The sequence below is a fragment of the Pseudomonas sp. HT11 genome (genome assembly GCF_044875395.1).
Taxonomy (GTDB): domain Bacteria; phylum Pseudomonadota; class Gammaproteobacteria; order Pseudomonadales; family Pseudomonadaceae; genus Aquipseudomonas.
Genome location: NZ_CP173217.1, coordinates 2281503 through 2307945, shown reverse-complemented (window position 1 = coordinate 2307945; position 26443 = coordinate 2281503). Strand labels below are relative to the sequence as shown.

At 61.4% G+C, this 26443-nt stretch carries 22 protein-coding genes; 8 read left to right on the top strand and 14 right to left on the bottom strand.

Translation table 11 applies throughout. The features are described 5' to 3' along the window. Window positions 1–61: 61 nt before the first annotated feature. Window positions 62–457 carry a carboxymuconolactone decarboxylase family protein gene (locus ABWL43_RS10695; RefSeq protein ID WP_106579962.1) on the bottom strand — a complete coding sequence of 132 codons (396 nt, stop codon included), beginning with the start codon at window positions 455–457 and terminating at the stop codon, window positions 62–64. A 194-nt stretch (window positions 458–651) separates the two neighbouring features. Between ABWL43_RS10695 and dkgB the strand changes: the two genes are divergently transcribed. Then, entirely contained in the window at window positions 652–1470 is an 819-nt protein-coding gene (dkgB, locus tag ABWL43_RS10690) for a 2,5-didehydrogluconate reductase DkgB (RefSeq protein WP_404487639.1), read from the top strand. On the opposite strand, the gene ABWL43_RS10685 is transcribed toward dkgB, so the two are convergent. From ABWL43_RS10685 to ABWL43_RS10640, 10 genes are all read right to left on the bottom strand, one after another. Beyond that, complete coding sequence (locus tag ABWL43_RS10685) at window positions 1467–1889, bottom strand: chemotaxis protein CheY (protein ID WP_404487638.1); 423 nt, start codon at window positions 1887–1889, stop codon at window positions 1467–1469. The genes dkgB and ABWL43_RS10685 overlap by 4 nt on opposite strands. Before the next feature lie 124 nt (window positions 1890–2013). Beyond that, complete coding sequence (locus tag ABWL43_RS10680) at window positions 2014–5643, bottom strand: transporter substrate-binding domain-containing protein (protein WP_404487636.1); 3630 nt, start codon at window positions 5641–5643, stop codon at window positions 2014–2016. Window positions 5644–5649: 6 nt separating this feature from the next. Beyond that, the gene (locus ABWL43_RS10675; protein WP_106579958.1) at window positions 5650–6276 is read right to left on the bottom strand and encodes a response regulator transcription factor; all 627 of its coding nucleotides are present in this window, start codon (window positions 6274–6276) and stop codon (window positions 5650–5652) included. Window positions 6277–6577: 301 nt separating this feature from the next. Beyond that, window positions 6578–7294 (bottom strand): MgtC/SapB family protein, encoded by a 717-nt coding sequence (locus tag ABWL43_RS10670; RefSeq protein WP_119735498.1) that lies wholly within the window; start codon window positions 7292–7294, stop codon window positions 6578–6580. Between the two features lie 472 nt (window positions 7295–7766). After that, on the bottom strand, window positions 7767–8369 hold the full coding sequence (locus ABWL43_RS10665) for a GNAT family N-acetyltransferase (protein WP_404487635.1): 603 nt from the start codon (window positions 8367–8369) through the stop codon (window positions 7767–7769). Window positions 8370–8381: 12 nt separating this feature from the next. Beyond that, window positions 8382–8726 (bottom strand): FKBP-type peptidyl-prolyl cis-trans isomerase, encoded by a 345-nt coding sequence (locus ABWL43_RS10660; protein ID WP_145163437.1) that lies wholly within the window; start codon window positions 8724–8726, stop codon window positions 8382–8384. A 119-nt stretch (window positions 8727–8845) separates the two neighbouring features. Further along, window positions 8846–14545 (bottom strand): dermonecrotic toxin domain-containing protein, encoded by a 5700-nt coding sequence (locus ABWL43_RS10655; protein WP_404487634.1) that lies wholly within the window; start codon window positions 14543–14545, stop codon window positions 8846–8848. Between the two features lie 146 nt (window positions 14546–14691). Beyond that, window positions 14692–15312, bottom strand: a complete 621-nt coding sequence (locus ABWL43_RS10650; protein ID WP_262206229.1) for a hypothetical protein — start codon at window positions 15310–15312, stop codon at window positions 14692–14694. A 324-nt stretch (window positions 15313–15636) separates the two neighbouring features. Further along, the gene (locus ABWL43_RS10645) at window positions 15637–15747 is read right to left on the bottom strand and encodes an AraC family transcriptional regulator (RefSeq protein ID WP_242200792.1); all 111 of its coding nucleotides are present in this window, start codon (window positions 15745–15747) and stop codon (window positions 15637–15639) included. A 208-nt stretch (window positions 15748–15955) separates the two neighbouring features. After that, on the bottom strand, window positions 15956–16924 hold the full coding sequence (locus tag ABWL43_RS10640) for a hypothetical protein (RefSeq protein WP_404487633.1): 969 nt from the start codon (window positions 16922–16924) through the stop codon (window positions 15956–15958). 172 nt (window positions 16925–17096) lie between these two features. Between ABWL43_RS10640 and ABWL43_RS10635 the strand changes: the two genes are divergently transcribed. The 3 genes from ABWL43_RS10635 (at window position 17097) to ABWL43_RS10625 (ending at window position 19263) form a co-directional block, all read left to right on the top strand. Continuing rightward, window positions 17097–18593, top strand: a complete 1497-nt coding sequence (locus tag ABWL43_RS10635; RefSeq protein ID WP_242200794.1) for a PAS domain S-box protein — start codon at window positions 17097–17099, stop codon at window positions 18591–18593. A gap of 131 nt (window positions 18594–18724) precedes the next feature. After that, a complete protein-coding gene (locus ABWL43_RS10630; protein WP_145163429.1) occupies window positions 18725–18976 on the top strand; it encodes a CsbD family protein in 252 nt (83 codons plus the stop codon). Window positions 18977–18990: 14 nt separating this feature from the next. Beyond that, window positions 18991–19263: a DUF1652 domain-containing protein gene (locus ABWL43_RS10625; RefSeq protein WP_145163427.1), complete on the top strand. Its 273-nt coding sequence runs from the start codon at window positions 18991–18993 to the stop codon at window positions 19261–19263. On the opposite strand, the gene ABWL43_RS10620 is transcribed toward ABWL43_RS10625, so the two are convergent. From ABWL43_RS10620 to ABWL43_RS10610, 3 genes are all read right to left on the bottom strand, one after another. Beyond that, the gene (locus ABWL43_RS10620) at window positions 19226–20419 is read right to left on the bottom strand and encodes an MFS transporter (RefSeq protein WP_404487632.1); all 1194 of its coding nucleotides are present in this window, start codon (window positions 20417–20419) and stop codon (window positions 19226–19228) included. The genes ABWL43_RS10625 and ABWL43_RS10620 overlap by 38 nt on opposite strands. A gap of 76 nt (window positions 20420–20495) precedes the next feature. Then, window positions 20496–20804: an RcnB family protein gene (locus ABWL43_RS10615; protein ID WP_106579940.1), complete on the bottom strand. Its 309-nt coding sequence runs from the start codon at window positions 20802–20804 to the stop codon at window positions 20496–20498. A gap of 90 nt (window positions 20805–20894) precedes the next feature. Beyond that, window positions 20895–21302: a DUF4440 domain-containing protein gene (locus ABWL43_RS10610; protein ID WP_404487631.1), complete on the bottom strand. Its 408-nt coding sequence runs from the start codon at window positions 21300–21302 to the stop codon at window positions 20895–20897. Here ABWL43_RS10610 and ABWL43_RS10605 point away from each other — a divergent pair. The 4 genes from ABWL43_RS10605 (at window position 21301) to ABWL43_RS10590 (ending at window position 26340) form a co-directional block, all read left to right on the top strand. Further along, a complete protein-coding gene (locus tag ABWL43_RS10605; RefSeq protein ID WP_369302724.1) occupies window positions 21301–21858 on the top strand; it encodes a helix-turn-helix domain-containing protein in 558 nt (185 codons plus the stop codon). The genes ABWL43_RS10610 and ABWL43_RS10605 overlap by 2 nt on opposite strands. Window positions 21859–21869: 11 nt before the next feature. Next, on the top strand, window positions 21870–23216 hold the full coding sequence (locus ABWL43_RS10600; protein WP_262206233.1) for a glutamine synthetase family protein: 1347 nt from the start codon (window positions 21870–21872) through the stop codon (window positions 23214–23216). 16 nt (window positions 23217–23232) lie between these two features. Continuing rightward, window positions 23233–24333 (top strand): DNA alkylation repair protein, encoded by a 1101-nt coding sequence (locus ABWL43_RS10595; protein WP_404487630.1) that lies wholly within the window; start codon window positions 23233–23235, stop codon window positions 24331–24333. Window positions 24334–24480: 147 nt separating this feature from the next. Next, window positions 24481–26340 (top strand): DUF3857 domain-containing transglutaminase family protein, encoded by a 1860-nt coding sequence (locus ABWL43_RS10590; RefSeq protein ID WP_404487629.1) that lies wholly within the window; start codon window positions 24481–24483, stop codon window positions 26338–26340. Window positions 26341–26443 lie beyond the last annotated feature (103 nt).

The following is a 26443-nucleotide window of genomic DNA, read 5'->3' as shown; positions in this document are numbered from 1 at the left end:
CGCCGCCAACCTTTTGAGCCGCTTGCGCCGGTGGGTGGCGTGGTTCGACCGCTGAGCGATCTCACGGCCACTTGAATACCTCATCGACCGGCACGCGATAACCGGTGGCCAGGCGGTTGGTTTGATTGGCCATGCCGACCACCGCCTGCAACTCGCCGAACATCGCATCAGTCATACCGGCCTTGCGCGCGGCGGCCGTGTGGGAGGCGATGCAATACGGGCAATTGTTGGTCACGCTGACGGCCACGTAGAGCAACTCCTTGGTCAGCGGATCCAGTGCGCCGGGGGCCATGATTTCCTTGAGGCTTTCCCAGGTGCGGCGCAGGGTCGGCGGGTGGGCGGCCAGGCATTTCCAGAAGTTATTCACCTGGTCAACCTTGCGCGTCTGCATGATGTCGTCATACACCGCGCGCACCTCGGGGCTGGCGTCGGCGTATTCGGTCAAGTGTTGGGTCATGGCATGTTCCGGGCTGACAGTGGGTGTTCTGGAATACCGTGCGGCAGCTGTCTGTGGCAAGTGAAGCCGCATTTTTTATTGCGGGCGAGACTCGTGACTTCTGGTAAAGAGTCCTTTTCGGGTTCGACGGTTTTTCCGAAGGAACGTCGAGGGGATACTCGACTCCACTGTTCACACCCCTTCAGGAGTTACAGATGTCTATCCCTATGCAAAACGTTCCCGCCTTCGGCCTTGGCACCTTCCGCCTGCAAGGCCAAGTGGTAATCGACTCTGTGAGCACGGGCCTGGAACTGGGCTACCGCGTCATCGATACCGCGCAGATCTACGAGAACGAAGCGGATGTCGGCCAAGCCATTGCCGACAGCGGCGTGCCGCGTGACGAACTGTTCATCACCAGCAAGATCTGGATTGCCAATTTCGCCGAAGGCCAGTTGATTCCCAGCCTGCGTGAAAGCCTGCGCAAACTGAAGACCGACTACCTGGACCTGACCCTGATCCACTGGCCGTCGCCGGAAGACCAGGTGCCTGTCGCCCAATTCATGGGCCAGTTGCTGGAAGCCAAGCGCCTGGGCCTGACGCGCCAGATCGGTATTTCCAACTTCACCATCGACCTGATGAAGCAGGCGATTGCCGCGGTGGGCGCCGAAAACATCGCCACCAACCAAATCGAACTGCATCCCTACCTGCAAAACCAGAAGGTGGTGGATTTCGCCATCGCCCACGGTATTCAGATTACGTCGTACATGACCCTGGCCTACGGCGAAGTGCTCAAAGACCCGGTAATCCAGCAGATCGCCGAACGCCACCAAGCCACGGCGGCGCAAGTGACCCTCGCGTGGGCCATGCAATTGGGCTATGCGGTGATTCCGTCGTCCACCAAACGTGCCAATCTGGAAAGCAACCTCAAGGCCCTGCAACTCACTTTGAGCGCTGCCGACATGGTACAGATCGCCGGCCTGGAGCGCGGCCATCGCCTGACCAGCCCTAAAGGCATCGCCCCGAAGTGGGACTAAACCCCGGCCGCCGGCGTGCGGGATAACTCCCGCAGCCACGGCAATACCCGCAGGCCCCGGTGGGCCTCGGGTGGGTCGATGATGTCCATGAAGTGCTCGAGGTTGACGGTGTCCGGCATGCCCGGCAGCCGGACCAGCAGCGTCGGCGGTACACCGCCTGGAATATCCAGGTCCTGGTGGTCATAGACCAGTACATGATGCACCTGGGGCTGCGGCCCGTCGGCCTGGGCGGTCAACCCCGCATTAATGATCAGTACGTCGAATGGCTCGGCCGGGATGGCGGTAAGAATCTGGACTTCTTCAAGGGTTTGCACCGGAACAATCCGGTGGTACCCCAGCTGGTTGAGCATTTTTTCGATGAACAGCCGCTGCAGGTGCTGTTCATCGGCAATCAGGATGGTCAGTGCTTTGTTCGGCATGGCAAACCCCTGGGCAGGCTGTGCTCGTCAGTGAGCGTGGCCCATTTTCCAGACATATCCCGAAGACAAAATCAGGTATGTTCCTCCTTCATGTAGGAGTTCTCCCAAATCCACTGAACGGCGCTCAACCGCGCTCAGCGCCGAGCGTAAAGCTGCTCAAGCGCCGATGCAGATCGTCGAGGGCTTCGCTTACTGCTTCAATCGCCATGCCCAGTGCGTCGCGCTCCTGGCGCTGACACACCTCCTCAAGCCTTTCGCAACAGGTTATCAGCGTCTGCGCCTTGACCAGCCGTGCACCACCCTTGGCGCGATGGGCGAGGTCATGCAGTTCATGAAAATTCAACTGGCGGTGCAGCACCGGCAGCAGCGCGCGGTCTGCCTCAAGGCTTTCGAGCAACGGTATCAACAGTTCATTGAGCGCCGCGTCATCGTCACCCGTCAGCGTGATCAGGGCGCTCACATCAAATGTCTGCTCAACCTCAGATACCCCAGGGCTGGTCGCAAGTGCGGCCAGTGCCGAGCGCAAGTCCTCAAGGCCGGCAGGTTTGAACAAACAGGTATCCATGCCTGCCTGTCGGCAGCGCTCGGTTTCCTCCGGTTGCGCGTTAGCGGTAAAGCCCAGCAGCAAGCACGGTACCAAGCCTTGCGCACGCTCCTGCGCGCGGATATCGCGCGCCAGGGCGTAACCATTCTTGAGGGGCATGTTGCAATCGGTGATCACCACGTCCGGTTGCTCGGCTTGCCAGCATTCAAGCCCTTGCACACCGTCTTCGGCCAGGGTGATGCGATGCCCCAGAAAGCGCAGTTGGCGCGCCAGCAGCAAGCGATTGGCCGGGTAGTCGTCCACCACCAAGATGCTCAATACACGGCCCGGCCGGGCCACAGGCGTCGGCCCAGCACGCTCGACCGGTACTGCGGTGGCCCTGGCCAACGTCAACGTCATGTCCACTCGCGTGCCCTGCCCGGGCGCACTGCTCAACTGCAGCGTGCCGCCCAGCATTTCACACAGACTGCGGCTGATCACCAGCCCCAGCCCCGAGCCGCTGCGCGCTGATTGTTCGGTGTTGCTGCCCTGGAAAAACGGGTTGAACAGACGCTGCTGGTCTTCACTGCTGATGCCGATGCCGGTGTCTTCCACCCACAACACCAGTTCCAGATGGCCAGTGTCAGACCCCGGTGCACTGCGCCCGCCCAGACGTACCTGGCCCTGGGCCGTGAACTTGATTGCATTGCTCAGCAGGTTGGACACCACCTGCTTGAACCGCAAAGAGTCGATCAGCACCGGATAATCAATCAGCGGGTCGAGTTCCACCTGCAACGCCAAGCCTTTGGTCCGCGCCAGCCCCTCGAACACCCGCGCCACCGAGGTGAGCAATTCATGCAGATTGGCCGGCGCCAGGGTCAGCGACAAGTGACCGGATTCGATCCGGGAAATATCCAGAATATCGCCAATCAGCTCGAGCATGCCGCGCGACGCAACCGAGGCGACCTCCAGGGCATCGCGGTCGACGCGCCCCTGCTCGGCATTGGCAAGCGCCAATTCAATCATGCCGATCACCGCGTTCATCGGCGTGCGAATCTCATGGCTCATGGTGGCCAGAAACGTGGTCTTGGCGCGGTTGGCGGCATCGGCGTCTTCCTTGGCTTCCTGCAACTGGCCCAATAGCCGTTGGCGTTCGCTCACATCCACCCAGCCGGCAATCATGCCCACCACGTTTTCGTCCCCATCGCGGTACGGCAGCATCCAGTGGTAAATGGTCAGCACCTTGCCACACGGCAACGTGAGTAGCCGGTCATTGATCTGCGGCTCGCCGCGTTCCATCAACCGCAGGTAATCCTCATGGAAGGACCGCGACTGCACAGGGTTGCCGCTGTCGGCTTCTATCACCGTCTTGCCGATCACTGCGTCGGACTTGAAGCCGAACACGTCCAGATAAGCGCTGTTGCACGCCATCAGCCGGCCCTGGCGGTCGCGCACGTAAATCGGATAGGGCGTGCCGTCGATCAATACGCCCATAAAACGCATCTGGTCGCTCAAGGCCCGTTCCGCCTGCGCGCGTTTGCGGATCAGGCTGCGCAGGTAAATAGCCCAGCCGGAAGTGATCAGCAACAACAACGCCGCCAGGCCAAAGCCTTGAATGATCGCACTGCGGTGACGCAACCAATGGTCCTCGATGATCACATCCGTGCGCCATTGGCTGACCAGCTCATCCATCTCCTGCGGAGGGATGCTCAGCAACGCTTTGTCGAGTATCGAGTACAACTCCAACTGGCCACGATTGACCCCGAACGTCATGCGTGCCGGCTCGGCGCCGACGGTACTGGTCACGCGCAAGCGGTCGCGGTACTGCTGGGCGATCAGGTAACGCGCATTGATCAATGAGTTGACTGCCCCTTCGGCAGCCCCGTTGGCCACCAGCGCCATGGCTTCGGTGGGGTTGCGCGCCGCCACAAAGTTAATCCCTGGGTAATCGCGGTGGATGACGTCGCGCACGGCATTGCCACTGCTGATCGCGAGGCGCTTGCCGACCATGTCCTCCAGGGTCATCGTGCCGGGGTCGTCATTGCGGGTGACCAGCACCACCGGGTTGGTCAGGTAAGGCCGGGTAAAGCGCACCTGATCAGAGCCTTCGATACTGGGGGTCACCACCGCCATCATGTCGGCGCGGCCTGTACTGACCGCGTCAATCTGCTGAGGCATCGAGCCGCCGGAAACGACATCGAATTTCAAGCCGGTACGCAGGCTGATCCGCGACAGAACATCGGCACTCAAGCCCTCCAGTCGCCCTTGCGCCGTAAAGGATGCCAACGGCAGCATCTGCTCGGACGCCACCACCCTGACCCGCGGGTGTTTCTCCAGCCAACGCTGCTCACTGGTGCTCAAGTGCAACCGCTCGGCACCGAGCAGGCCCAGGTTGTCACCGTTCCAACGACGCAATATTTCCATCTGTTCGTTCGCCGGGATCGCCCTCAGCGCAGTATTGATAATGCGCAGCAAGCGAGTGTTGTCCCTGAGCACGGCAAAGGCGAAGGAATTGGATTCCAACGTGGAAAAATCCGCCATTTGCACATTGTTCAAGTGGTTGCGGTTGATCTGGTAATTGGCAGAGATGGCATCGCCCAGGTAGACATCGGCGCGACCGAACGCGACGGCGCCAATGGCTTCGAAAATAGATGGAAACAACTCCACGTGAGCCTTGGGGTAAAAAGCCTCTACCACGTCGGGCGGCATGTAGTGATAGAGCATGGCGATGCGCTTGCCTGCGAGGCCGACGCTCAGGGATTGGCTGTCGCCAGTGCGGGTAACCAGCACCGGCTGGTCATTGGCGTAGGAACGCGAAAGCACCAATTGCGGATCGCCCGCCTCAAAACCATTGGACGTCCCAAGCAGGTCAATGGCGCCTTGCTTGAGGGCTTCGAGCACTTCATCGCGGGTATCGTAGCGCCGCACCTCAACGCTGATGTTCAGCGCCTGGGCGAGCAACCCGGCATAGTCCGCCGTGATGCCTTCGATTTCGTCGTTGTTGTTGGTCAATTCGAAGGGCCCGTAGTCGGGCGCGGAAACCCCCATCAGCAACACACGCCGCCCCCGCAACCACTGCCAGTCAGCCTCGCCCAGCGTTACGGAGTGACCATTGAGGCTGGAGTGCCCCAGCAGGCGCAGATTTTGCGGCTGATCAAGGGCACTGGCCATCATCGGCAGCAAGCCCATCAACAGCGTGATGATGAACCGTCGCATCGGCGCAAGGATCATGTCTGATCAGATCAGATGATTACGCTGTGCAAACTTGGCCATGTGGACCACAGACGACATGCGCAGCTTCTCCTTGAGTCGCGTCTTGTAGGTGCTGATGGTCTTGTGGCTGAGTAACATCTGATTGGCAATTTCGTTATTGCCCAAGCCCAGGGCCAGCATCTGCAACACCGCCAACTCGCGATCTGACAGGGCTTGCACCAGTTCCTGCTCCGTGGACTGCAGATCGTCACGGCGCACCGAACTGCTCGGCAAACTGGGGAAGCAACTGTAGTTGGACATCACCGCTTTGATAGCCTTTTGCAGCTCATCCAGCTCACCGGTCTTGGCCACGAACCCCATGGCGCCGGCACGCATGCAACGCGCCGAAAAAAACTCCGGAAGGTACGAGGTCAGTACCAGAATCTTGCACGGCAGGCCCAACGCCTTGACCCGACTGATCACCTCAAGCCCCCCCAGCTTCGGGATCGCCAAATCAAGAATGATCAACGCCGGACGCCCCTCTCTGGCCTTCTGCACAGCGTCCGCACCGTTGCCCGCTTCATCGATTTCGGTGAAACCTTCCAGCGTCAGCAGATGCCGGACGGTTTTACGGATAAACGGATGATCATCAACTATTAGCGCTTTAGTCATAAAACTCCCCTGAGAGGATAAGTACCCTTACACATCACACGGGACACAGGTACCTGTGAGAAATGACAGTGCCGACCAGCGGTGCTGCACCTACTCAGGACAATAACCAGGCTGTTCCTGGTCCCTTCGATTGAAACCGGCCGAACACGTACAGCCAAACCGATGCCGCCGGCTAGCTGCAAGCGCGCAACCTTAGCAACGAAATGACGTTTCATCCGAAGGGATAGTCCCAAGCGTATGTAGGACTTTTCCTCACGAAACATGACCAAGCCAGCGCCTGGTCATGCGTGAGGCGCGCCGGTTAATCAGTGGTGCTCGGGCTCCAGAAGGCCTGCACCACCAGGGTCGATGTGGAAATACGCGCTACCAGCGCATCCAGTTCGTCGCCGTCTACCGAGGTCGCGACCAGGGTGGCCTCGATCTCCACCTCTTCACTGCCAAACGGCCGGACGTCAACGTCGCTCGCCGGGTAGTTGCAGCGCGCCAGCTCGGCTTCGAGCAACACCATCACCGCCTGTTGCTGGCTGCGCCGCGCGATGACATAGAGGATGTTGGTCACCTCTGCCGACACCACGTCCAGAGGCTGACGGTTGATGTTGTTGACGATCGGCCGCAGCAGCGTGTTGGCCGCCAGTACAAACAGCGTGCCCAGCAGCGCTTCTAGGATCAGGTCGGCGCCCGCACAAGCGCCCACGGCTGCCGAGGCCCACAGGGTGGCGGCAGTGTTGAGCCCGCGCACGTTGCCTTCTTCGCGCATGATCACGCCAGCCCCCAGAAAGCCGATGCCCGAGACCACGTACGCGACCACCCGAACCGCGCCTTCCGCGCCGCCCAGCCGGTTGGCCATGTCGACAAAAATCGCCGCGCCCACGGCCACCAGCACATTGGTGCGCAAACCCGCCGTGCGCTGGCGGTACTGACGCTCGAAGCCGATCAAGCCACCGAGGATAAACGCCGCGCTGAGGCTGACGACAGTATCGACCAAGGAATTGAGGTTGATGTTGTTGATTGCTTGCATAGGAAATCCTCCCTGTTTATTGCCAGCCAAACTGACGGATACAGATACCCTTGGCCCGCCCACCGTAAAAGGCAGGCGCGTCCGTAGCAGCCTGAATGCTTTCAGGTGCTGGTCAGCGTCGATGAGAGGGATGCAGGCAGGTGCCAGGACTGGCCGCTGCCGGAATGCCGCTTCTCGCTTTTTTCAGGCGAGACAACGGCACAGGAAGAATGCGCGTTATCTTGCCAAGGATGTGCCGGTTACTGAAACCGGCCGACAACTGTCACTCGAACAAGTACCCACTGAGGGTCTCCGCTATTGATGAAAACGCGCGGAGTTTACGCCGCGTTTTCGCGTGAGTAAACCGTAGGAAAGTTTACCGATGACCAACAGGCCGCTTCTTCAGCGCAAGTTCAGAAACCGTTTTCCAGGCATCATCCCGATCAAAGGTGGAAGGGAAATGGTCACTGCAGATCAGGCCTATGTACATCGGTTATGACGGCGTATCCGGCCGATCACGCTCGACCTTTTCCAGGTATTCATCCATCCGCCCACCCGCCAATGCCTTGAGCTGAATCGACACCGTATTCACCTGCCGCCCCATCGTAATTCCCTCGCGGGTGCGCACCGGCACATACCCAAGCTTGGGCCAGAAACGCTCGGCTTTGGTGTTGCCGACCACCACGGTCAGCCGCAGCCATTGAGCGCCTTTGCTCGCAGCCCAGGATTCGAGATCGGCATGCAACTGTCGCGCAAGCCCGGTGCCGTGCAAACGCGTATGCACCAGCAGCAATCCGATATGCCAGACCCCGGCAGCGAGCAAGTCCGCGGCAATGTTCACCACAGCGACCAACTGATCCTGCGCATCGCGGTAACCCAGCCAGTACATCCGGCTGCAGCGCCACCCTGCCGGCAAATGGCCCTGCAGTTCTTCGCGCGCTTCAGTCGGCCCGGCCGGCTCGCCATTGACCGCGATGAAATAGGCCGGCGCCTGTTCGAAAAAATGCTGCAGCTCAGCCGCGTCGCTGCCCAGCAATTCAACCACCCGGATGCCCGCGACGGAGCAGCCCGGCAACGCCTCAACATCAACGTCCATGTTCACTTTCCCTCAGTCATCGCGCGTCAGCACTTCCAGCAACTCGATTTCAAAGCGCAGGTTGCTGTTGGGTTTGATGTGCGCGCCCATCGAACGCTCGCCATACGCCAGGTGCGCCGGTACACACAATGTGCGTACACCGCCGACGCGCATGCCCATCAAGCCCTGGTCCCAGCCTTTGATCACGCGCCCGGTGCCGATCACACACTGAAACGGCTTGCCGCGTTCCCAGGACGAATCGAACACCGTACCGTCTTCCAGGGTGCCGGTGTATTGAGTGGTGATCAGTGCGCCCTTGACCACGGTTTTACCGTCGCCCAGGCGGATGTCAGTGATCTGAAGGTCTTGGTTGCTCATGGGATGCTCGTTGAATACCAGAAGGTGGGCGTTTTCCCAGAATCACCGGCGTTTGGCAAGCACCCGCGCACGGCCCATCGAAGTGCGGACAGCAATGCCCCCTGCCCGCTCGCAGCCATTCAAGGCGCCGGGCGCAAGCCCATGTGGAGTTGCAGCGCCTCGATCAAATGAAATTGATAAAGATAGCGCTCGTGCTGGAGCGGCTCCCACCGATCAATAAAGAAGTGCCCGCGCTCGTCCACTTGAATCGGCGTGGTGACAATGTCGCCGCTGCGCGAACGATGCACCAACAGCGTCTGGTCGGGCGCCGGGCGCTCGATCAAAAAATGCCCGGCGTGCGTGAGGCGTGAGCGGTCGGCGGGCTTGAACGCCTCCGGCGGCTTGCGGCCGGCCACCGCCACATCAAGGGCAAAGTCACTGCGCATCGCCACCCATTCATCGGGACGCAGGGGCCTGTTGGCCGCCTCCCATTTTCCCACCCGCAAGCCAACAGGCTGGCCGGGCGCCACATCGTTGACGTGCAGGCTGATGGCGCCCTGCAACCTTGCCAGGCCAGGCACGCCCAGGAACGTGTCGGTGTGGGTGTTGCCCATCAACGCCACCCAGCGATGCGGGCCATGTGCAGCTTGATCCTGGGTGATGACCTCATTGGCAAAATAGCTGAACATCGCCGTGCGCGACGTTCCTTTATCCGGCATGCCGTCGACGCAGTAACTGGCGAAGCAATCCAGCGCACGCACGCGAATCTTGTACTTGGCGGCAGTTTCGATCACCGCGGTGTAAGTGTGCGGCCCTTTATAGCCCAACATGTGCCCACGGTCCTGTATCCGCAGATAGTCCTTGAGCGCCTTGGACATCGGACTGCCTTGGTACAAGGCATCAAGGTCCGCCTGATGCAGGTCCGTCAGCAGGTGCTCAACATAGAGCGTCTTGACCTTCATGGTCTTCAGTTCCTTGATCAACAGCGCCTTGCTCGATTGCATGCTGTGCGCCTCGCCGATCAATACCCCGTTTGAATGGGCATAGGCGCGCTCGAAGAACTCACGCGCGGTGAGGCCGGGTGACAGCTGTGGCTGCGGCGCCGCAGCGGGTGGCACGTGGTCTTTGAAATGCGCGCCGGCCGCCGCGTCGAGACGTTCGCGAGTCCGCTGGAAGGCCGTGTAGGCCGGTCGAAGCGCCGGGTTGCCGGGGAAATACCGCGAATCCAGACCCTTTGGCGAATCTTTCAGCGTGCGCAATGCTTCACGCAGCGCAGAGGGCATCTCGAACACGCTGTAGCGGTGCTGCGACGGGGGCGGCAACGCCTGCACCTGGGGTTGGGTGTAAGCGGTCTGCAGGGTGATCTTGAAATCAGCCTTGGCCAACGCATCATCGGGAATCGAGCCGGGCGTGTCTTTCCACACCCCGACCGGCGTGCCGACGCTGACATCCTCGACACGCAGGCTCACGGCGCCGTGCAGGTCGGCCAGGCCGGGGACTTGCTCATGGGTATTCATGCGTCGGTGATCCACCAGTGCCACCCAAGCGTCGTCAGGGTTGGCCGCCACGTCGGCGGTGATCACCCTGTGGGAGTAGAAGTTGCGCAGACGGTTCTCGCGAGGCGTGAGCACCGAGGTGGTGCCCCCCGCCAATGCATCGTCCAGATAGTAGGAGGTGGACGCATCCAGCGCCTTCACCTCGATGCCGTGGTCAGACGCCGCCTGCACCAGCGCCTGATAGGAATAGGCGCTGTCCTTGGGCATGCCCAGCGCTTTATCGACGCTCTTGAGGTGCGTGTCGATGCTCTTCAACGCCTTCGCGGTGTGGCGTGTTTCCAGCTTGGCCCGAAACACATCGGCGGGCAGGTACTCGATGTACAGACGCCGCACGCCGTGGTCGTGCAAGGCTTGCAGGGTGTCGATCAGGAACTGCTTGCTGGCAATCGAATCCACGCTCGCGCCGATCACCAGCCCTTTGCTTTCACTGAGCAGCTTTTGCAGGATGACTTCATGCAGGGCGTCAGGCTCAACACTCAGTACATCGGCCCGGGGAACAATCGGGGCCAAGGCATCAAAGTAAGCGTTGGCGTCACGGGTCAGGTTGTCCACTGCCGTGCCATACGGCGCGCGCAGGTGGAACAGCTGCTTGCCCATGATGTCCCTGGCGATCTGCTCGCCATACGGGTCGGCGATGCGCGCGAAGGCCGCCTCCACGGCGCCAGGGGTCACCACGTGCTCCAGGTCTTTCAACAACGCCTGCGGGGTTTCGTAACGCTCCAGCGGGCTGACGGCGACGGGCAGTTTTTCATATTTGGGTGCGCCGCCCGCAACACCGGCACGCATCCACTGGCCTTGAGTATTACGATGGACCAGCCGGCCGGTGGACTGCAATTTCCCGGTTGCAGCATCCTGCCTGAGCAGCAGGAAACGCCCCAGAGCGTCGGGCGTTTTCCAGGTCCATAACGCCTGGCCTTGGAACATCACCGCTTGCAGATCATCGAAGGCCGGCGTTGGCGCCTCCAGTTGTTTGATCAACGACAACGCTTGTTCCTGCGGCGCGGTATGCAGCAGCGGACGTATCGGCTTGCCCAACGGGCTGATCAGCGCCGGGCGCAAATCAGTGAATACCGCGCCGGCGCTATTGAGCAGGTAGCCAAGGTAGTGCCCGAAGGCTTCACCCATCTGCCCCTGGTTGTACGCGTGCAGGGCGAGCATCCCATCCTTGAAAGCCAGCGACATGCCCAGGCTCAGGCTCAGCACCGGGTAAGGCGCGGTGGCGATGGCAACGAGGGGTTCGATAACGCTCCACACCAGGTCCATGATCATGTGCGCACGGTTGACGGAGGTTGCCTCGACGTCGTCTATCTTGCGCTGCAGCTTGGCGTCGTACAGCGCCTGGCGCAGGTTGAGCACTACCGTCTCGCGACTGATCGGGTCATACCGGCCAGGGCTGGGATGGCTGCGGTTTAGGGTCTGCGGCAGTTGCTTTCTGGCGTTCTCCAGAAACCCATGCACGCGGGCCTTTGCCTGCGCGCCCACCCGCTCGGCGAGGTAACCGACCATGCCATCCACGTGTTTCAACACATAGTTGAACAGCCGCGCGTGGCGAAAGGTGACGCCATCCGGCGCATTCGGCGTGTAGAGCAGCACCGGGTCATGCCCGCGCTTGAACAGGAAGGTGTCGATCACCCATTCGCCGTCCACAAACAGCCGGTGCACCTGGTAACTTTCGCGCACCTGGTCGGAGGTATTGCCCAGGCTTTGCAGGCAGGTGTTCAGCCAGTCCAGGTCAGCCTGGGAGATGTGGCCTTGCAAGCGTGATTCGAGGGCAGCGTTGCGCATCTGCAATTGGCTGATGGCCAGCGTTGCGTTACGTCGGAACACATAGCCGGGGCTGCTGGGGCTTTGCAGGGTGTTGCGCACGTGGTCGACATAGCGCTGGCCGATCCACACGCCCCGCACCGAGCGCGACACCGCTTCAGGCGTCAAGCGGCTGAGGTCGACGCCGGCTGGGCCGGTAAAGGTCGCCGAGGTTTCAAACTTGGGGTCCAGAAACCCCACGCTGTCGTGATAACCGTCGCGCAACAATCGGGTGTACGTGACGGAGTCCGGCGTTGTAAGCCCGGGAAACGCCTGGGGGTAATGGACGTGGACCGTATTGGGGTCGACGTCCTGCGCGGCACGCCCGAGCAGCGCGTTCAGGCGAATTTTGGCCTGTTCATGCACAAAGCTCGCAAAGGTCGGGAACAGCGCCTGGCCGTGCGGATCGCCATGGTAAGTGCGCAAGGCGCCCTCGGTGTCCTGCGCCAGGCCGGTGAGCGTCTGGCGCTGCGCCTGGCTGGCCGAACTGAACCACAGCGGCGTGGCGAACGTGAGATCGTCGCCCATCGTAGCCAGCATGTGTTGCGCCAGGGCTTTGATACCGGCGGCGTAATCGGCAACAAAGGTGAACCTGACCTCGTGGTACTCCTGCGCATGCGGTTTGAGGCTCAGGCCGGTGAGAATCCGCTGCATGGAGGGGCGAAAACGCAGCGACAGTGTACTGAGGACATACCCCTTCATGGCGGGCTGAGTGCACCAGCCAAGCAGGTGCGCCTTGCAGCTGGCCTCGGTGTCAAACGCCTGGAACTGCGTCGCGCTGGGGGCCTCGGGCGTGCACAGCAACAGGCGTTTGACTTCACCCTTGGCGTCCGTCTGACGCAGCAGCCACAACCCATTGAGCTGTGCCTCATGCAGCGACACGGTAGCGGCGCTGAGGTTTTCGCCGCGGCCCTCACGCAGAGCTTGAATCAATGCGTAGTCGGCCTCGCTCAAATGGTGTTGCAACACTGCCGTGTACGCCAGGGCGTTGAGCCGGTGGTCGAACATCGATTCAATTGCCTGCTTGACCACCGGGCTGCTGTGGCTTTCTTTTAGCACCGTGGCAAATGCCAGGCGCGGTTGCAGGCGGCCCAGCAAGCTCGCCAGGTAGGCCGGCGTCAGGTCCTGATACTCAGCATCCAGCGGCGTCTGGTCATAGGTCAGCGTGGTTCTGGTCAGGAAGTCCGACCCCGGCGCCTCATCGCTCTTGTGCAACCCGCGCAAGGCCAGCAGGGTCAGGCTTTGTTGCTGCTCGTAGTCGCCCACACCCGCTACGCTACGCACGGTGCTGACCTGCAGCAGATCGGGGTCCAGGTCGTGGATTTGCAGCTCGTCGGCCAAGTGCTCGACCACCTGATAACGCGCCAGCGCCGACGGCGTGGCGGCCGGGCCCAGCAGGTCGAGCATCGTCGCGCGCGCCTGGTTATAGCTGGCCAGCAATTGGGCCAGCAGGGTTCGTTGCGCAGTATTGGCGCTGCGATACCAATCCGGGGCGCTGTAGCGCAAGCAGCGGTCAAGCAAGCGCTGGGCGTGCAATGCCAGGCGCGGGCCGAGGTCGGGCAGCGTCGTCTGGATCGCCAGATCAAGGTCAGCGACCACCTCGCGTGCCGTGCGCCCCGGGTTCCCCACCAGGTCGAGCGCCCAGTCGATATCCTGCTCACGCTTGGCCGTCAACGCGTCAACCGTGTGCTCGAACAGCGGCTCAGCGTCGATCGGTTCCAGCGCCAGCGGCCAGATGCCGGCCGGGCCCAGGGCTTGGTAGCGTCTGGGTAGCAACGCCATGATTTCGCTGCGCCACGCCGCGTTGTCCATGGCGTTCAGCAGGTAACGGTCGAGTTCTTCCAGCGAGTTGAAAGATTCGATCCCGCGCAGCGGGTTGAACATAAGCACGCTGCCCACCGATTCGCCGCCGGTCAGCGTGTTCACCCGCGGATGCTTGAGCGTGGTCAGCACAAACGCCCCGGCGAACTCAATGCGCCGCGCCTGGTAGGTAAAAGTCAGCGCATACAGGCCGGGACGAAACGCCGGGCCCAGCGAGATTTGCGTGATCTGGCGCGCCATCTCCGGGTGCAGCAGCCGGTCGTTGAGGTCACGCTGTGCCTCCTGTTCCAACGCGGTAATGCCCGCTTCGTTGCTGAGGAAACTGCGCAGCCCCTTGCCGTTGATCACGCTGTGCCCTTGCATCGCTTGCACTTGAGCGTTCAACTCGCGCCGCAGACGTGCCAGCAATGCCTTGCCGTCGGCATGCTGCGGGTCGGCGGTTTCCAGGGGCTGGTACAGCGCACGCAGCGTGGCGGCGAGCGCCTCGCAGTGGCTTCGTAGCGTGCGGTGCAAACGCTGCAAATACGCCTGCTCGGCGCCGACAGGTTGCTCGGGCAACAGCGGCGCCGGCTGCTCGAACACGTGATGGCCGATCTGGTTGAGGTAACCCTTGATCTCGCTGAAAGAAGGAACGGGTGTGGCAGAAACGGCGGTGCTCATTGGTCGTGGCTCCATACGATGAAAGAGGCATCAGCATGGAGAACGGCCGGTACGCGCGGTGTTAGATAGATAGTGGCGAGGGCGCGTGTTCCCGCGCCACGGTTATATCGTTGAGCCTTGTCTGAGTGGCAGGGCCGCGGCGTGCTTTACAGCCAATGCCAGAACCGGCTCCAGAAGCCCCGCCCCAAATCATCCTTGCACCCTGCATATTGCGCCGCATACATCTGCGAGCGCGCCTGCACTTTGCTGGCCACCGGCGGCAGCCAGGCTTTGGCGGCGTAAGTGCGCTGGCGGTAACCGCCCCAGCCTTCGTGATAGTTCAGGTACTGGCCGTAGGCGTCGTATTTGTACACGCCGTTGATGGTGTAGGTCTTGTCCATGTACCAGCCGACAAAATCGATAGCGTCGTCGAAGTCCTGGCGACTGGCGCCGCTGCGGCCCGTGCTTTTGCGGTAGTCGTTCCACACTTCATCCTTGGCCTGGGCATAGCCGGCGGCAGTAGAGACGCGGCCCCAGGGGATGATCCACAACAGGTATTTGCGCGGCGCCAGGGCATCCTGATGGAAACCGGACTCCTGGTACATGATCGCGAATGGCACCTGGATCGGCACACCCCAGCGCTTTTGCGTGACTTTGGCGGCGTCGTACCAGTCGTCCTTTTCGCGGAAGATGCCGCACAGGTCATTCGGCGTGCGTGGCGGCGAGGTGCCGCACGCCGCCAGCATTGAGGTGAGGAGTAACAGTCCGACGGCTTTGCCTGCGCTCAAGGGGCACCTTTGCGTGATTCGCGTAAAAGGCCGCTATTTTACGCATTCATTCAGGCACATAGGTTATCGGCTTCGCTCTGTAACCTGTGGGAGCGGACTACACCTGGCCCACAGCAGTGATGTTGTCGCGAATGTTCATGAATGCGCCTCGGCAAATTCCACCGGCCCACCTAGCCAACACCCCTGAACCTGCCCCGCCGCGTCCCGGCGAAACCGCAGGGAAATCTGCGACGGCCGGATCATGCGCGGAATCGGGCCATGAAAGATTGGCAATCGAACTGAAGGAACCCAATCAACTGTGGGGGCAAGTGTGACCCGGGCATGTCAGCCGCGCCGCCACTCATCCGGCGACCTACCCAGCACACACCGAAACACATGGGCCAGGTGCGACGGTGATTCATAGCCGACGCTGTTGGCGGTCTCCAGAACCGACATGCGCGTATGCCGCAGCAGTAAGTGATGAGGAAGAATGGCTGCGTTGCGGCGGCACGCACACGAACTGGCGGTCGATCACCGACGTGCTGCGCCCGCTGTCTTCGTCCTTGAAACCCAACACGCCATGCTCAGGCACTGCACGGGAATGGAGCGCTGACACTCGCATGTTTGGTGTCAGTGAAAAGCGGCGTCCCTGCCGCTGACACGGTTAAGCCAAAGGTACGCGGCGTGTGGTCAACGCCGTGCGGCCGACGAAGAAGCTCAGTGCCGCCCCCAACAGCAGCATGGCCAGGGTGCTCCAGGCTGCACGCGAGAGCTGTTTGGCGGCGACTTCGCCTGCTTCACGGGCCTTCTGCTCGGCCTGTTGCTTGAGCTCATCGACCTTTTGCATGGCTTGCTGATAAGCCTGCGCATAGTTGTCGACGATTTGCGTGGCTTGCTCTTTGCTCTTGCCGGTACGGGCCGCAACGATGTTGACCAGCGCGTCTTTATCCGCCGCATTCAACGCAGGTTCACCGGAGGCTTTCACGCGCTCGAACCATTGCTTGAGCTGATCACCGGCCTGGGCCGGGTTGGTCGCGGCATCCGTGGCCGTCTGCTTGCCATCGGCGGCAGCCTGGTCGGTTTTCTGCTCGACGTTGGCCGGGTCCAGTTCAGGCTTGCCACTTTGCTTGAGCAAGGTGTCGAGTTGGCCTTGCAGGCTGTTCCAATCCAGGTGGATGCCCTGCTCGTCCAGCTGCTGCATGACGCTGTCGCTGATGCCTGGCGCTGCGGCGGCGATGCCGCTGCCGGCAGCCGACAGGCCTTTGCCGACAACATTGCCTGCCGTGCCCACCACGCTTGAGGCCAGCGCCGCCAGCAGCCAGGTGGTGAAGAGCGTGGTCAGCGTCCAGGTCAGCACGCCATGCAAGCCGCCGCGATCCGGCGCGGTACGCCCCGCCACAAAGGCACCGACGGCAATGGCGACCAGCGTCGACACGAACAGCCAGATCCCGGCGCCCGTGCCGAAGCCACGCAACGGGTTACCGGCTTGCATCGGGTCGACCGCGCTCGCGCCGATGGCCGTGCCCAGCACGCTGAGCACCAGGTAGGTCACCAGGGCAATTGCACTACCGGCCAGCACAGAGCTCCAGGACACGCGAAACGGTGAACGATTGGTTTCATAGACAGTGGTCATGATTAATCCTTTGAGTGGTTGACCGTTTTAGTCTGGCGAGCGCAGGGACGGCCGTCCTCGCGCAAATGCACCAGGCCTTCTGGTGCATTCGCACCCCGCGCCGGGCAATTTCTCTGCACTATCCTCGAGCCCAAGTGTCGTAATTGCCATGCGCCCATACCCCGGAGAGACCATGACCCAGGACGTTCTTGCCAAAGAAACCAACCGCCGCCAATTGCAGCAGATCATCTCCGGACTGTCCGACGGCGTGATCCTGGCCGAGGTTGACCAGACCATCCTCTGGGCCAACGAAGCGGCGTTGACCATGCACGGGGTCAGCGAGGTCGAGGCGTTGGGGGTCAATACTGCGCAATACGCCAAGCGGTTCGCGCTGCGCTATCGCAACAACCATCCGCTGCCGCTGGACAGCTACCCGCTCAGCCGCGTGGCCGCCGGTGAAGAGTTCAGCGATGTGGTGGTAGAAGTCACCCCCGCCGCCGACGAAAACCGCAGCTGGGTGCACCGCTTGCGCAGCCTGGTGCTGACCGACACTCAGGGCGAACCCGAGCTGCTGGTGCTGATCCTCAGCGACGCCACCGAGTGGGCCAGCGCCGAGCAGCGCTTCGAAAAAACCTTCAACGCCAACCCGGCGCCCGCCGTGATCTGCCGCTTGAGCGACCTGCGCTATATCAAGGTCAACCAGGGTTTTCTGGAAATGACCGGCTACAGCCGCGATCAGGTCATCGGTCGCTCGGTGTATGAACTGGACGTGCTGGAGCAGGCCGAGCGCAAGGACCTGGCCGTCCAGCGCCTGGGCGAAGGTGCAACCATCCCGCAGATGCAGGCCGAGCTGCGCCTGCCCGAAGGCGGCAGCAAGCTGGTGATCGTCGCGGGCCAGCCGCTGGACATGAACGAGGAAGACTGCATGCTGTTTTCCTTCACCGACCTGGAGCCAAGGCGCAAGGCGGAAATTGCCCTGCGCCAGAGCGAGGAGCGCTTTGCCAAATCGTTCCGTCTGACGCCGGTGCCGACCCTGGTGTGCAGCGCCGCCAACCGGCAGGTGGTGGATATCAACGAAGCGTTCATGAACATCACGGGCTACACCAGTGAAGAGCTGATCGGCAAGACCATCGACGAGATTCACTTCATCGACAGTCCCCAGGCAGGCGCGCAACTGTTTGCGACGCTGGAAAAAGCCGGCAACCTCGACGGCCTGGACCTCAAGGTGCGCAAAAAAGGCAGCGAGGTGATCGATTGCGTGGTCTCCGCCGACACCGTGCTGATCCAGGATGTGCCGTGCTATTTGCTGGTGATGATGAACATCACCGAACGCAAACGCTCAGAGCTGGAGTTGGTGGCTGCCATCGAGGAAGTGATGCAGGACGCCTCCTGGTTCAGCCAGACGCTGATCGAGAAACTGGCCAACGCCAAGAGCGTCAACAGCCCCAATTTGCCGAACGTGGCCTTCACCGACCTGACGGCCCGTGAACGCGATGTGCTGGGTTTGATCTGCGAAGGCCTGGCCGACAAGGAGATTGCCTCGCGCCTGAAACTGGCGCCCAACACCGTGCGTAACCATGTGGCCACGGTGTACTCCAAGCTGGGGGTGCATAGCCGCAGTGCGGCGATCGTCTGGGCCCGTGAACGCGGGCTGTTTGCCGGGGAATTACGGGTAAAAAGCAAAAAATAAAGTGCAAATGCACTAGTACGACCGGTGCAAATTCGCCTTATTTGCGCATAACGAGGTGCTTAACCTTGAAGGGTGGGCACAGGGCTTTGAGTCCCGTGCCGTATTGGTTTGATCTCTTGAAGGAATGCACTATGAAAAGCGAACAAGTCAAAGGCGCCGTCGAGAAAGTTGCAGGCAAGGCCCAGGGTTTTCTTGGCGACCTGACCGGTGATGAGCAGTTGCAAGCCGAAGGCGTTGCGCGCCAGGCCGCCGGGCAATTGCAGCAGACCTATGGTGACGCGCTGGATACGGTCAGTGATTTCGCCCGCAATAAACCGCTGGCTACCGTCGCCGTTGTCGCCGGTGCAGGCCTGCTGGTAGGCCTGTTGCTGCGCCGTCGTTGAGGAGCCTGAGCAAGATGTTCACCCTTTCTCAATTGCGTAATTGCATCGAAGAAGGCCTGTCGCCGCTGACCTGCGAGTTCACCTTGTGCCGGGACGCTTCATTGACCCTCAAGGTGTTCGACGCCCAAACCGGCCGGGTCGACCTGGTGGTGACCGGGATCAGCACCAACCGGCTGCAGACCCCGCAGGAAGTGGAAAAGATGGTGGAAGAGTTGCGCTACGAATTGCAAAGCAACAACGTCGGCAAGCTTACGTTGGATGATTTGCCTTTAGCGACGCACCCATGAAATAGAACACCCCGCCACCGACGGTAAACGCCCCCAGCATGTAAAACATGTAGTGGGCCGGCAGGCTGGCCAACACCAGCCCACACAACACCGGCCCCAGCGCGGCGCCCAGGCTGGACAGGTTCTGTGCCCCGTAATACATGCCGCGCAGGTGGTCAGGGGCAATTCGGTCGATAAACATGTACTCGGCCGGAAACACGATGATCTCCCCCACGGTAAATACCGCCATCGCCAGCACCCACCACAGCACGCTGGTGGCCAAGGCAAACCCAATCACACCCAGCATAAACATGCCCAGGCCAGCGATCAGCCACTGACTCAGGTGGCGGTGCGAGATGCGCCGGCCAATCACATACTGCAAGGCAATCACCAGGACGGCGTTGGTGGTGAGCACGGCGCTGATCACGGTGTAGGTATATTGCGCGGTGGTGGTTGTCACCAGGTACTGCGACAGATACGCCGTGAACTGACCGAACACCACTGCACTGAGCACGCCACCCAAGGTGAAACACACCAGGCGATGGTCGCTGAGCAGCACGCGGCCGACGGCGAGAAACGCCAGCGGTTTGTGCGTGGCATCGACGCTGGCCAGGCTGCGATCACCCCAGCGCCAGTACAGCAGGAAAAACCCCAGGCCCAGCAGCGCCGAGAGGACGAAAGGCAAGCTGATATCCACCTTGGCCACCATCGCGCCAAAAAACGGGCCGACGGCATAGCCGATATTGGTCAGGGTGTACTTGATGGAAAACACTTCGCTGCGCGCGTCTTCAGGCAGCAAGCTGGCGAAGCCGGCTTTGATGGCGATGTCGATGACGGCATAGGCCAGGTTGATCAGGATCAGGCAGCTGTAGAACAGCCAGATGCCCTGAGCCACGACGGTGCCGATAAACCCCAGCACAAACAGCGCGCTCAAGCCCAATAGCAGCCTGTAGCTGTTCACGCGGTCCACCAGAAAGCCGCCATACACGCTGAGCAATGAGCCGACAATCAGCGAACTGCCGATCACCAACCCGACCTGAGTGATGTCGAGGCCGAAGTGACGGGTGAGGTAAATCACCAGGTAGGGAAAGGTAATGGCCTTGGCCGACGTCAGCAGTAACGTGGCGGACAGCAACAGGTTAACGGTGCGCGGGTAGTTTCTGATGGTGGCAAGCATCCTGCTCTCATCCGTTTGAGGTAACGCGACCTGTAGGGTCGGTTACCTTAACGCAAGAGCAGGCAAAAAAGACCGGTCATTTCTTGACGGGCGTGATCTCGAGAATCGTGCCGTTGGTGGTTTTGAGCAGCACGAACTTGTCACCCACGCGGGCCCATTGGCTGTCTTCTTCGGGTTGCTTGAGGCCGCGTTTCTTCCAGTCGCTGACCGCCGACTCCTTGCGCATCAGCATGTCCGGGGCGCGGTCGCCTTCTTTCAAATCGCGTGCGTTGATGCTCGAGGGCTTCACCGTTTCCTGCGGGGTATCACCGGCCTGCACGACAAAGCTGGCGGTGGACAGGCCCGCTGTCAGCAACAAGCAAGCAGCTAGGGTTTTGGACTTCATGGGTGCTCCTTCAATGAATGGTGCGTACCCAGGTTCGGACCGCGGGCGCGCGGAATCATTCAGCCCGCCTTCAATCCTTGTGGCGAGGGGTTACACCGGCGTGCCTTGATGGAACACCATCCGCCACTGCCCTTCTTCCTGCCGCCACACTGAACTGCGCAACGATTTCCCGACGCCTTCGCGGTAACCGCGATAAGTCACCAGCGCCACCCCGTCACTGAGTGCTTTCACCGCAAACTCCGTCATGCGGCGCGCACTGAAAGCCTCATCCTGCAACCCGGCAATCACTTCGGCCTTACTGCCCCAGACATTGCCACTGGCGCCAAATTCGACAAAGTCATCCGCCAGCAAACGTTCAAGCTGCGCGGCATCGCTGCGTGTAGTGCTCTGCTGCAGCGCCTGCTCTAACGAAAACAGATGCGCTTCAAGATCCATCAGCCTTGCCCCCATGAAATTAATCCTGTAATTTTTCATGAAATTTCTCGACATAAATTTCATGACCCAACAACAAGAACTCGCCACCCTGGCCGCGCTGATCCACGACCTGCGCAAACACAAGAAACTCACCCTGGCGCAACTTGCGCAAAAAATCGAGCGCTCGGTGGGTTTCCTGTCACAGGTCGAACGTGGCCTGTCGCGCCCCACCGTGGCGGACTTGACCGCCATCAGCCACGCCCTCGATGTGCCCACCACTTACTTCTACAGCCTGCCCAAACCCAAGGCGGTGGACTGGGTCACACGCCCTAACGAGCGGCGCACGGTGTATTACGCCAACGGCATCACCGACATTCTGGTCTCGCCGAGCATGAACGGCGCCTTTTCGATGCTCGACAGCCTGCTCGCGCCCGGTGCCAACAGCGGTGAACACACCATGAGCGACCGCGCCGAGCAGGCCGGTTTTGTGCTGGAGGGCGAGTTGACGCTGTGGGTGGAAGGCGAGCCGGACGCGGTCACCCTTGGCGCTGGCGACAGCTTCCACCTGGCCAGTTTCGCCCATTGCCGTTACGCCAACCTGACTGACCTGCCCGCCCGCGTGCTGTGGGTTTACAACTAGGAGCAACACCCGTGAAAAACCAGTCTTCCACGTTGCTGGCCGAAGTACGGAGCTTTCGCCAGAACCACCCCGAGGTGCGTTACGTCGACCTGATCGCCCTGGACATTCCGGGGCATTTCTACGGCAAGCGCTACCCGGTGGACATGCTGGAAAAAGTCGCCGCCGGCAGCCCGCTGAAGCTGCCGCAAAACGCCGTGCTGCTCGGCGCGCAGGGCGGGCTGTTCAAGATTGGTGATTATTGCTTCCACGACGGCGATCCGGACGCCAACCGCCGTCTGGTGCCAGGCACGCTCAAGCCGGTGAGTTGGGAGTCGCAGCCGCTGGGGCAGATGCTGATCACCTCGGACGGCACCGAAGCACCGATCGAGTTCGAACCGCGCGAAGTGCTGGCCAAGGTGCTCGAACGCCTGCAGCACAAGGGCATTCATCCGGTGGTGGCCTTCGAATTGGAGTTCTACCTGTTCGACAAAAAACTCGACAACGGCCTGCCGCAATTCGCCCGCGACCCGCTGAGCGAGGACGCCGATGACCAGCCCAACTTGCATATCGAGCGGCTGTCGCGCTTCAGCGAGGTGCTCGACGACATGGCGCAAACCGCCAAGGACCAGGGCATCGACATCACGGTGATCACCGCCGAAATCGGCCCGGGCCAGTTCGAAATCAATTTCGGCCACCTCGATGACGGCCTGCGTGCCGCCGACTGGGCCGCCCTGTTCTGCCGCAGCACGCGTGGCGTGGCGCTCAAGCACGGTTACCGTGCCAGCTTCATGGCCAAGCCTTACCTGCAATTTCCCGGCAGCGGCATGCATGTGCATGTCAGCCTCTACGACGCGGCGGGCAATAATCTGCTTGCCGCGCACCAGCAGCAACCGCTGCGCCATGCCGTGGCCGGGTGCCTGGAATTGCTGCCGCACTGCATGCCGATCTTCTCGCCCAACCACAACGCCTTCCGCCGCCTGGGTGGCACGGTCAACGCAGCGACCCGTGCCAGCTGGGGCTTTGAAGACCGCGATGCGTGCGTGCGCATTCCCGAGTCAGACCCGCGCAACCTGCGCATCGAGCACCGCCTGGCCAGTGCGGATGCCAACCCGTATCTGGTTCTGGCGGCGATCCTGGCAGGGCTTGAGCATGGCCTTGAAGCCAGGCAAGAACCCATCGCGCCCTTGAACGAAGACCGCCTCAGCGGCACCGAATTTCCCCTTGAGATGCTCGACGCCGTGCGCGCCATGCAACATCAGCCGGTGGTGCGCGATAAGCTCGGCGCAGAATTTGTCGACGTGTATTGCGAGAACAAACGCCAGGACCATCTGGCTTTTCAACACGAGATCAACGCGCGGGAATACCGCTGGTTTCTCTAACCCCCAGGAACCACCGATGCCCGAGCAAAGCGCGCCAGCGCTCAAGGAAATCTTCAACGCCGAACGCCTGCAGCACATCGCCCGCGAGATGTCGGCGGTGTACCCGGCGTTCGACGCCAAGGGTTTTCTCAAGCACGCCAAGGCCGGGCTTGCCGAGTTGTCGGTGATGCAGCGCGTGGCGCGGGTCAGCGACAGCCTGCACGCCGTGATTGCGCTTGATTACGCGCAAACGCTCACGCTGCTTTACGCCCTTGCCCCGCGCCTGAACAGCGCGTTTGTCTGCCTGTGCCTGCCGCACTACGTGGCAACTTACGGCCAGGGTGACTTCAGGCGGTCCATGGCCGCGCTGAAATACTTCACCACTTTTGGCTCTGCCGAATTTGCCATCCGCCCTTTCTTGCTGAACGACTTCCAGCGCACCCTGGCGGTCATGCAGCAATGGTCGCTGGATGCCAACGAACACGTGCGCCGCCTGGCCAGCGAAGGCTCGCGCCCTCGCCTGCCGTGGTCTTTTCGCCTGGCCGAGGTGCAGGCCAACCCCGAACTGTGCGCGCCGATCCTCGACAACCTCAACGCCGACAGCAGCCTGTACGTGCGCAAGTCGGTGGCCAACCACCTCAACGACATCACCAAGGACCATCCGGAATGGGTACTCGGCCTGATCGAAGGCTGGAACCTGAACAACCCGCACACCGCCTGGATCGCTCGCCACGCCTTACGCAACCTGATCAAGCAAGGCAACACCCGCGCACTGACGATCATCGGCGCCGGGGCCAAGGCCGAGGTGAAAATGCATCACCTGGCCGTCACGCCAGCCGTGATCAACCTGGGGGAACGGATCACGCTGTCATTCAGCCTCGAATCCACTGCGGCCGCCCCACAAAAACTGGTGGTGGATTACGCCATCGACTATGTAAAAAGCGCCGGCCACAGTGCGGCCAAGGTCTTCAAGCTCAAGGCATTCGCCTTGGGCGCGGGCGAACACCACAACATTCGGCGCGAACACCCTATTCGTGAACTGACCACGCGCAAGCACTACCCGGGCACGCATCGGGTGCGTGTGCTGGTCAACGGCGAGCAGCTCGGCAGCGCGGAGTTTGAACTGCGAAAGCCTTGACGCAAATCAAACAAAAGGCTCTAGCACGGGCCTTTCAGCCAGATAAATTGTCGAACAATCCTGGTTTTTGTTGTTGCGATCGATTATCATCCGGCGCCTTCTCACTGCCCGTTGGGCAGTTGTTTCAATGTGTCACCCGAGGCGCCAATGCACCGTTTTCCGTTTCACCGCTCTTTGATTGTCATCAGCCTGGGGCTGGTTACCCATTCTGTTAACGCCACCCTGCAACCCATGGCCGAAGCCCCGCTGGCCAGTGACACCGAGCTGCATTGCCACTTCAACCGCGACGCCAGCACCGACTGCACCACCACCCAGCACTACACGATCCTCACACCCAACGGCCGCGAAATGCTCTCGCGCATTGACTTCGATTACGCCGAAGGCGACACCTTCGAGGTCATCAGCGCCCAGTCCACCCAGCCTGGCGCCAAGCCGGTCGCACTGGACGCCGCACAAATCGACACCCGCACCGCGCCCAACCCGGACCAGGGTTTCAGCCGCGACAAGCAGACCTCCCTGGCCTTCCCGAACCTGCGCGTGGGCACACAGATTCGCTACACAGTGCGCGAACATCGCGCCGCCAAACCGCTGGTGAGTCAGTTTCACTATGCCCTCACCTTCGGCCCCAGCGCGTTCCGTCGCGACCACGTCAAGGCGCGCTTTACCGCCGAACGGCCGATTCAGTGGCGCAGTGAGCTGTTCGACGGTTTCACCGTAACCCCGTCGGCCAATGGCAAGACGTTGGACGTGGTGCAAAAAGCCCCGACCTACCTCAACTACATCAACGAATCGTCCAGCGCTGCGCTACAGCGCATTCCGCGCCTGGAAGTGGGCAGCACCTTGGATCGCCAGGCGTACTTCGGTGATTTCGCCCAGCGCTACAACCAGATACTTGCCGCCAGGCTGCCTGCGCAAGCCGCCGCCGCTGTGGCCGCGGCCAGCGGCCTGGCGCCGGCGGAACAGGTCGCCGCGCTGATGCAGCACATCAACGATCACTACCGCTACCTGGGCGACTGGCGCGCGACAGAGCGTGGCTACGTGCCGTTCAACCTCGCGGAGATCGAGCAGCATGGCTACGGCGATTGCAAAGACCTCGCGATCCTGCTGACGGCGATGCTCAAGGCCAGCGGCATCAAGGCTGAAACCGCCTGGGTCAGCCGCGGCGACGTGGCGTACGCCTTGTTGATCCCCGGCACCAACGCACCGAACCACGCGATCGTGCGCGCCGAAGTGGACGGCCAGGTGTGGTGGCTCGACCCGACCAACCCGGTGTTTGCCCCAGGCCAGACCTTGCCCGACATCCAGGACCGCTGGGTGCTGGTCAACAACGCTCAGGGCCAGGTGCGCGAAGAACAGATCCCGCTGGAGCGCCCCGAAACCACTCTGCGTCTGGACAAACAGGTGCACTTTGACAAACAGGGCAATGGTGCCACCCAGGCGACCATCACCTTCGGCCGCCTGCCGCTGATGCAAATGAGCGTGGCTGACCGCCAACAAGGCACCACCGCCACCGACCAGAACCTCTGCGCGCATTTTGGCAACGAGATCAGCGACTGCCAGATCACCCGCCAACCCACGACCTTTGTGGTGCACGACGGCTACACCGTCCGCGCCACCCTGAACGACCAGCGTGCCCTGGAAAAACTCGCGAATGACTACGTCTATACCGATGAGTCACTCAAAGGGCGCTGGGATGGCTTCATCAACTACCGCCGTCACCATCAACAGGCCGACCTGTACCTGGGCAACCCGCAGACCTACGACTACAGCTTCACGCTGACCGGCGGCAAGATGGAAAAAGCCATCCCCGGCTGCCAGGTGCGCTCGCCGTGGTACGACCTGGACCTGGACGGCAAGCGCATGGACGACGGGCTGCGGTATCACTATCGCCTGAGCCAGAAAACGCATTGGCTGACCCACGCCGAGGTCGCCAGCGAAGCGTTTGGCAAAATGATTGACGAGGCGCGGGCGTGTGCCGAGCAGGTGCATCAGGTGGTAAAGCTCTGAAGGCAGCGTAAACGCAAATTCAATGAGGGAGCTGGCTTGCCTGCGATGGCAGCAACTGGTTATGCCTGATCTACCGAGGCGTCTGCATCGCAGGCAAGCCAGC

Excerpts from the sequence above, each read along its gene's own strand:
- ABWL43_RS10695 (WP_106579962.1), bottom strand. The coding sequence starts at position 457 with ATGACCCAACACTTGACCGAATACGCCGACGCCAGCCCCGAGGTGCGC.
- dkgB (WP_404487639.1), top strand. The coding sequence starts at position 652 with ATGTCTATCCCTATGCAAAACGTTCCCGCCTTCGGCCTTGGCACCTTC.
- ABWL43_RS10685 (WP_404487638.1), bottom strand. The coding sequence starts at position 1,889 with ATGCCGAACAAAGCACTGACCATCCTGATTGCCGATGAACAGCACCTG.
- ABWL43_RS10680 (WP_404487636.1), bottom strand. The coding sequence starts at position 5,643 with ATGATCCTTGCGCCGATGCGACGGTTCATCATCACGCTGTTGATGGGC.
- ABWL43_RS10675 (WP_106579958.1), bottom strand. The coding sequence starts at position 6,276 with ATGACTAAAGCGCTAATAGTTGATGATCATCCGTTTATCCGTAAAACC.
- ABWL43_RS10670 (WP_119735498.1), bottom strand. The coding sequence starts at position 7,294 with ATGCAAGCAATCAACAACATCAACCTCAATTCCTTGGTCGATACTGTC.
- ABWL43_RS10665 (WP_404487635.1), bottom strand. The coding sequence starts at position 8,369 with ATGGACGTTGATGTTGAGGCGTTGCCGGGCTGCTCCGTCGCGGGCATC.
- ABWL43_RS10660 (WP_145163437.1), bottom strand. The coding sequence starts at position 8,726 with ATGAGCAACCAAGACCTTCAGATCACTGACATCCGCCTGGGCGACGGT.
- ABWL43_RS10655 (WP_404487634.1), bottom strand. The coding sequence starts at position 14,545 with ATGAGCACCGCCGTTTCTGCCACACCCGTTCCTTCTTTCAGCGAGATC.
- ABWL43_RS10645 (WP_242200792.1), bottom strand. The coding sequence starts at position 15,747 with ATGTCGGTTCTGGAGACCGCCAACAGCGTCGGCTATGAATCACCGTCG.
- ABWL43_RS10640 (WP_404487633.1), bottom strand. The coding sequence starts at position 16,924 with ATGACCACTGTCTATGAAACCAATCGTTCACCGTTTCGCGTGTCCTGG.
- ABWL43_RS10635 (WP_242200794.1), top strand. The coding sequence starts at position 17,097 with ATGACCCAGGACGTTCTTGCCAAAGAAACCAACCGCCGCCAATTGCAG.
- ABWL43_RS10630 (WP_145163429.1), top strand. The coding sequence starts at position 18,725 with ATGAAAAGCGAACAAGTCAAAGGCGCCGTCGAGAAAGTTGCAGGCAAG.
- ABWL43_RS10625 (WP_145163427.1), top strand. The coding sequence starts at position 18,991 with ATGTTCACCCTTTCTCAATTGCGTAATTGCATCGAAGAAGGCCTGTCG.
- ABWL43_RS10620 (WP_404487632.1), bottom strand. The coding sequence starts at position 20,419 with ATGCTTGCCACCATCAGAAACTACCCGCGCACCGTTAACCTGTTGCTG.
- ABWL43_RS10615 (WP_106579940.1), bottom strand. The coding sequence starts at position 20,804 with ATGAAGTCCAAAACCCTAGCTGCTTGCTTGTTGCTGACAGCGGGCCTG.
- ABWL43_RS10605 (WP_369302724.1), top strand. The coding sequence starts at position 21,301 with ATGACCCAACAACAAGAACTCGCCACCCTGGCCGCGCTGATCCACGAC.
- ABWL43_RS10610 (WP_404487631.1), bottom strand. The coding sequence starts at position 21,302 with ATGAAATTTATGTCGAGAAATTTCATGAAAAATTACAGGATTAATTTC.
- ABWL43_RS10595 (WP_404487630.1), top strand. The coding sequence starts at position 23,233 with ATGCCCGAGCAAAGCGCGCCAGCGCTCAAGGAAATCTTCAACGCCGAA.
- ABWL43_RS10590 (WP_404487629.1), top strand. The coding sequence starts at position 24,481 with ATGCACCGTTTTCCGTTTCACCGCTCTTTGATTGTCATCAGCCTGGGG.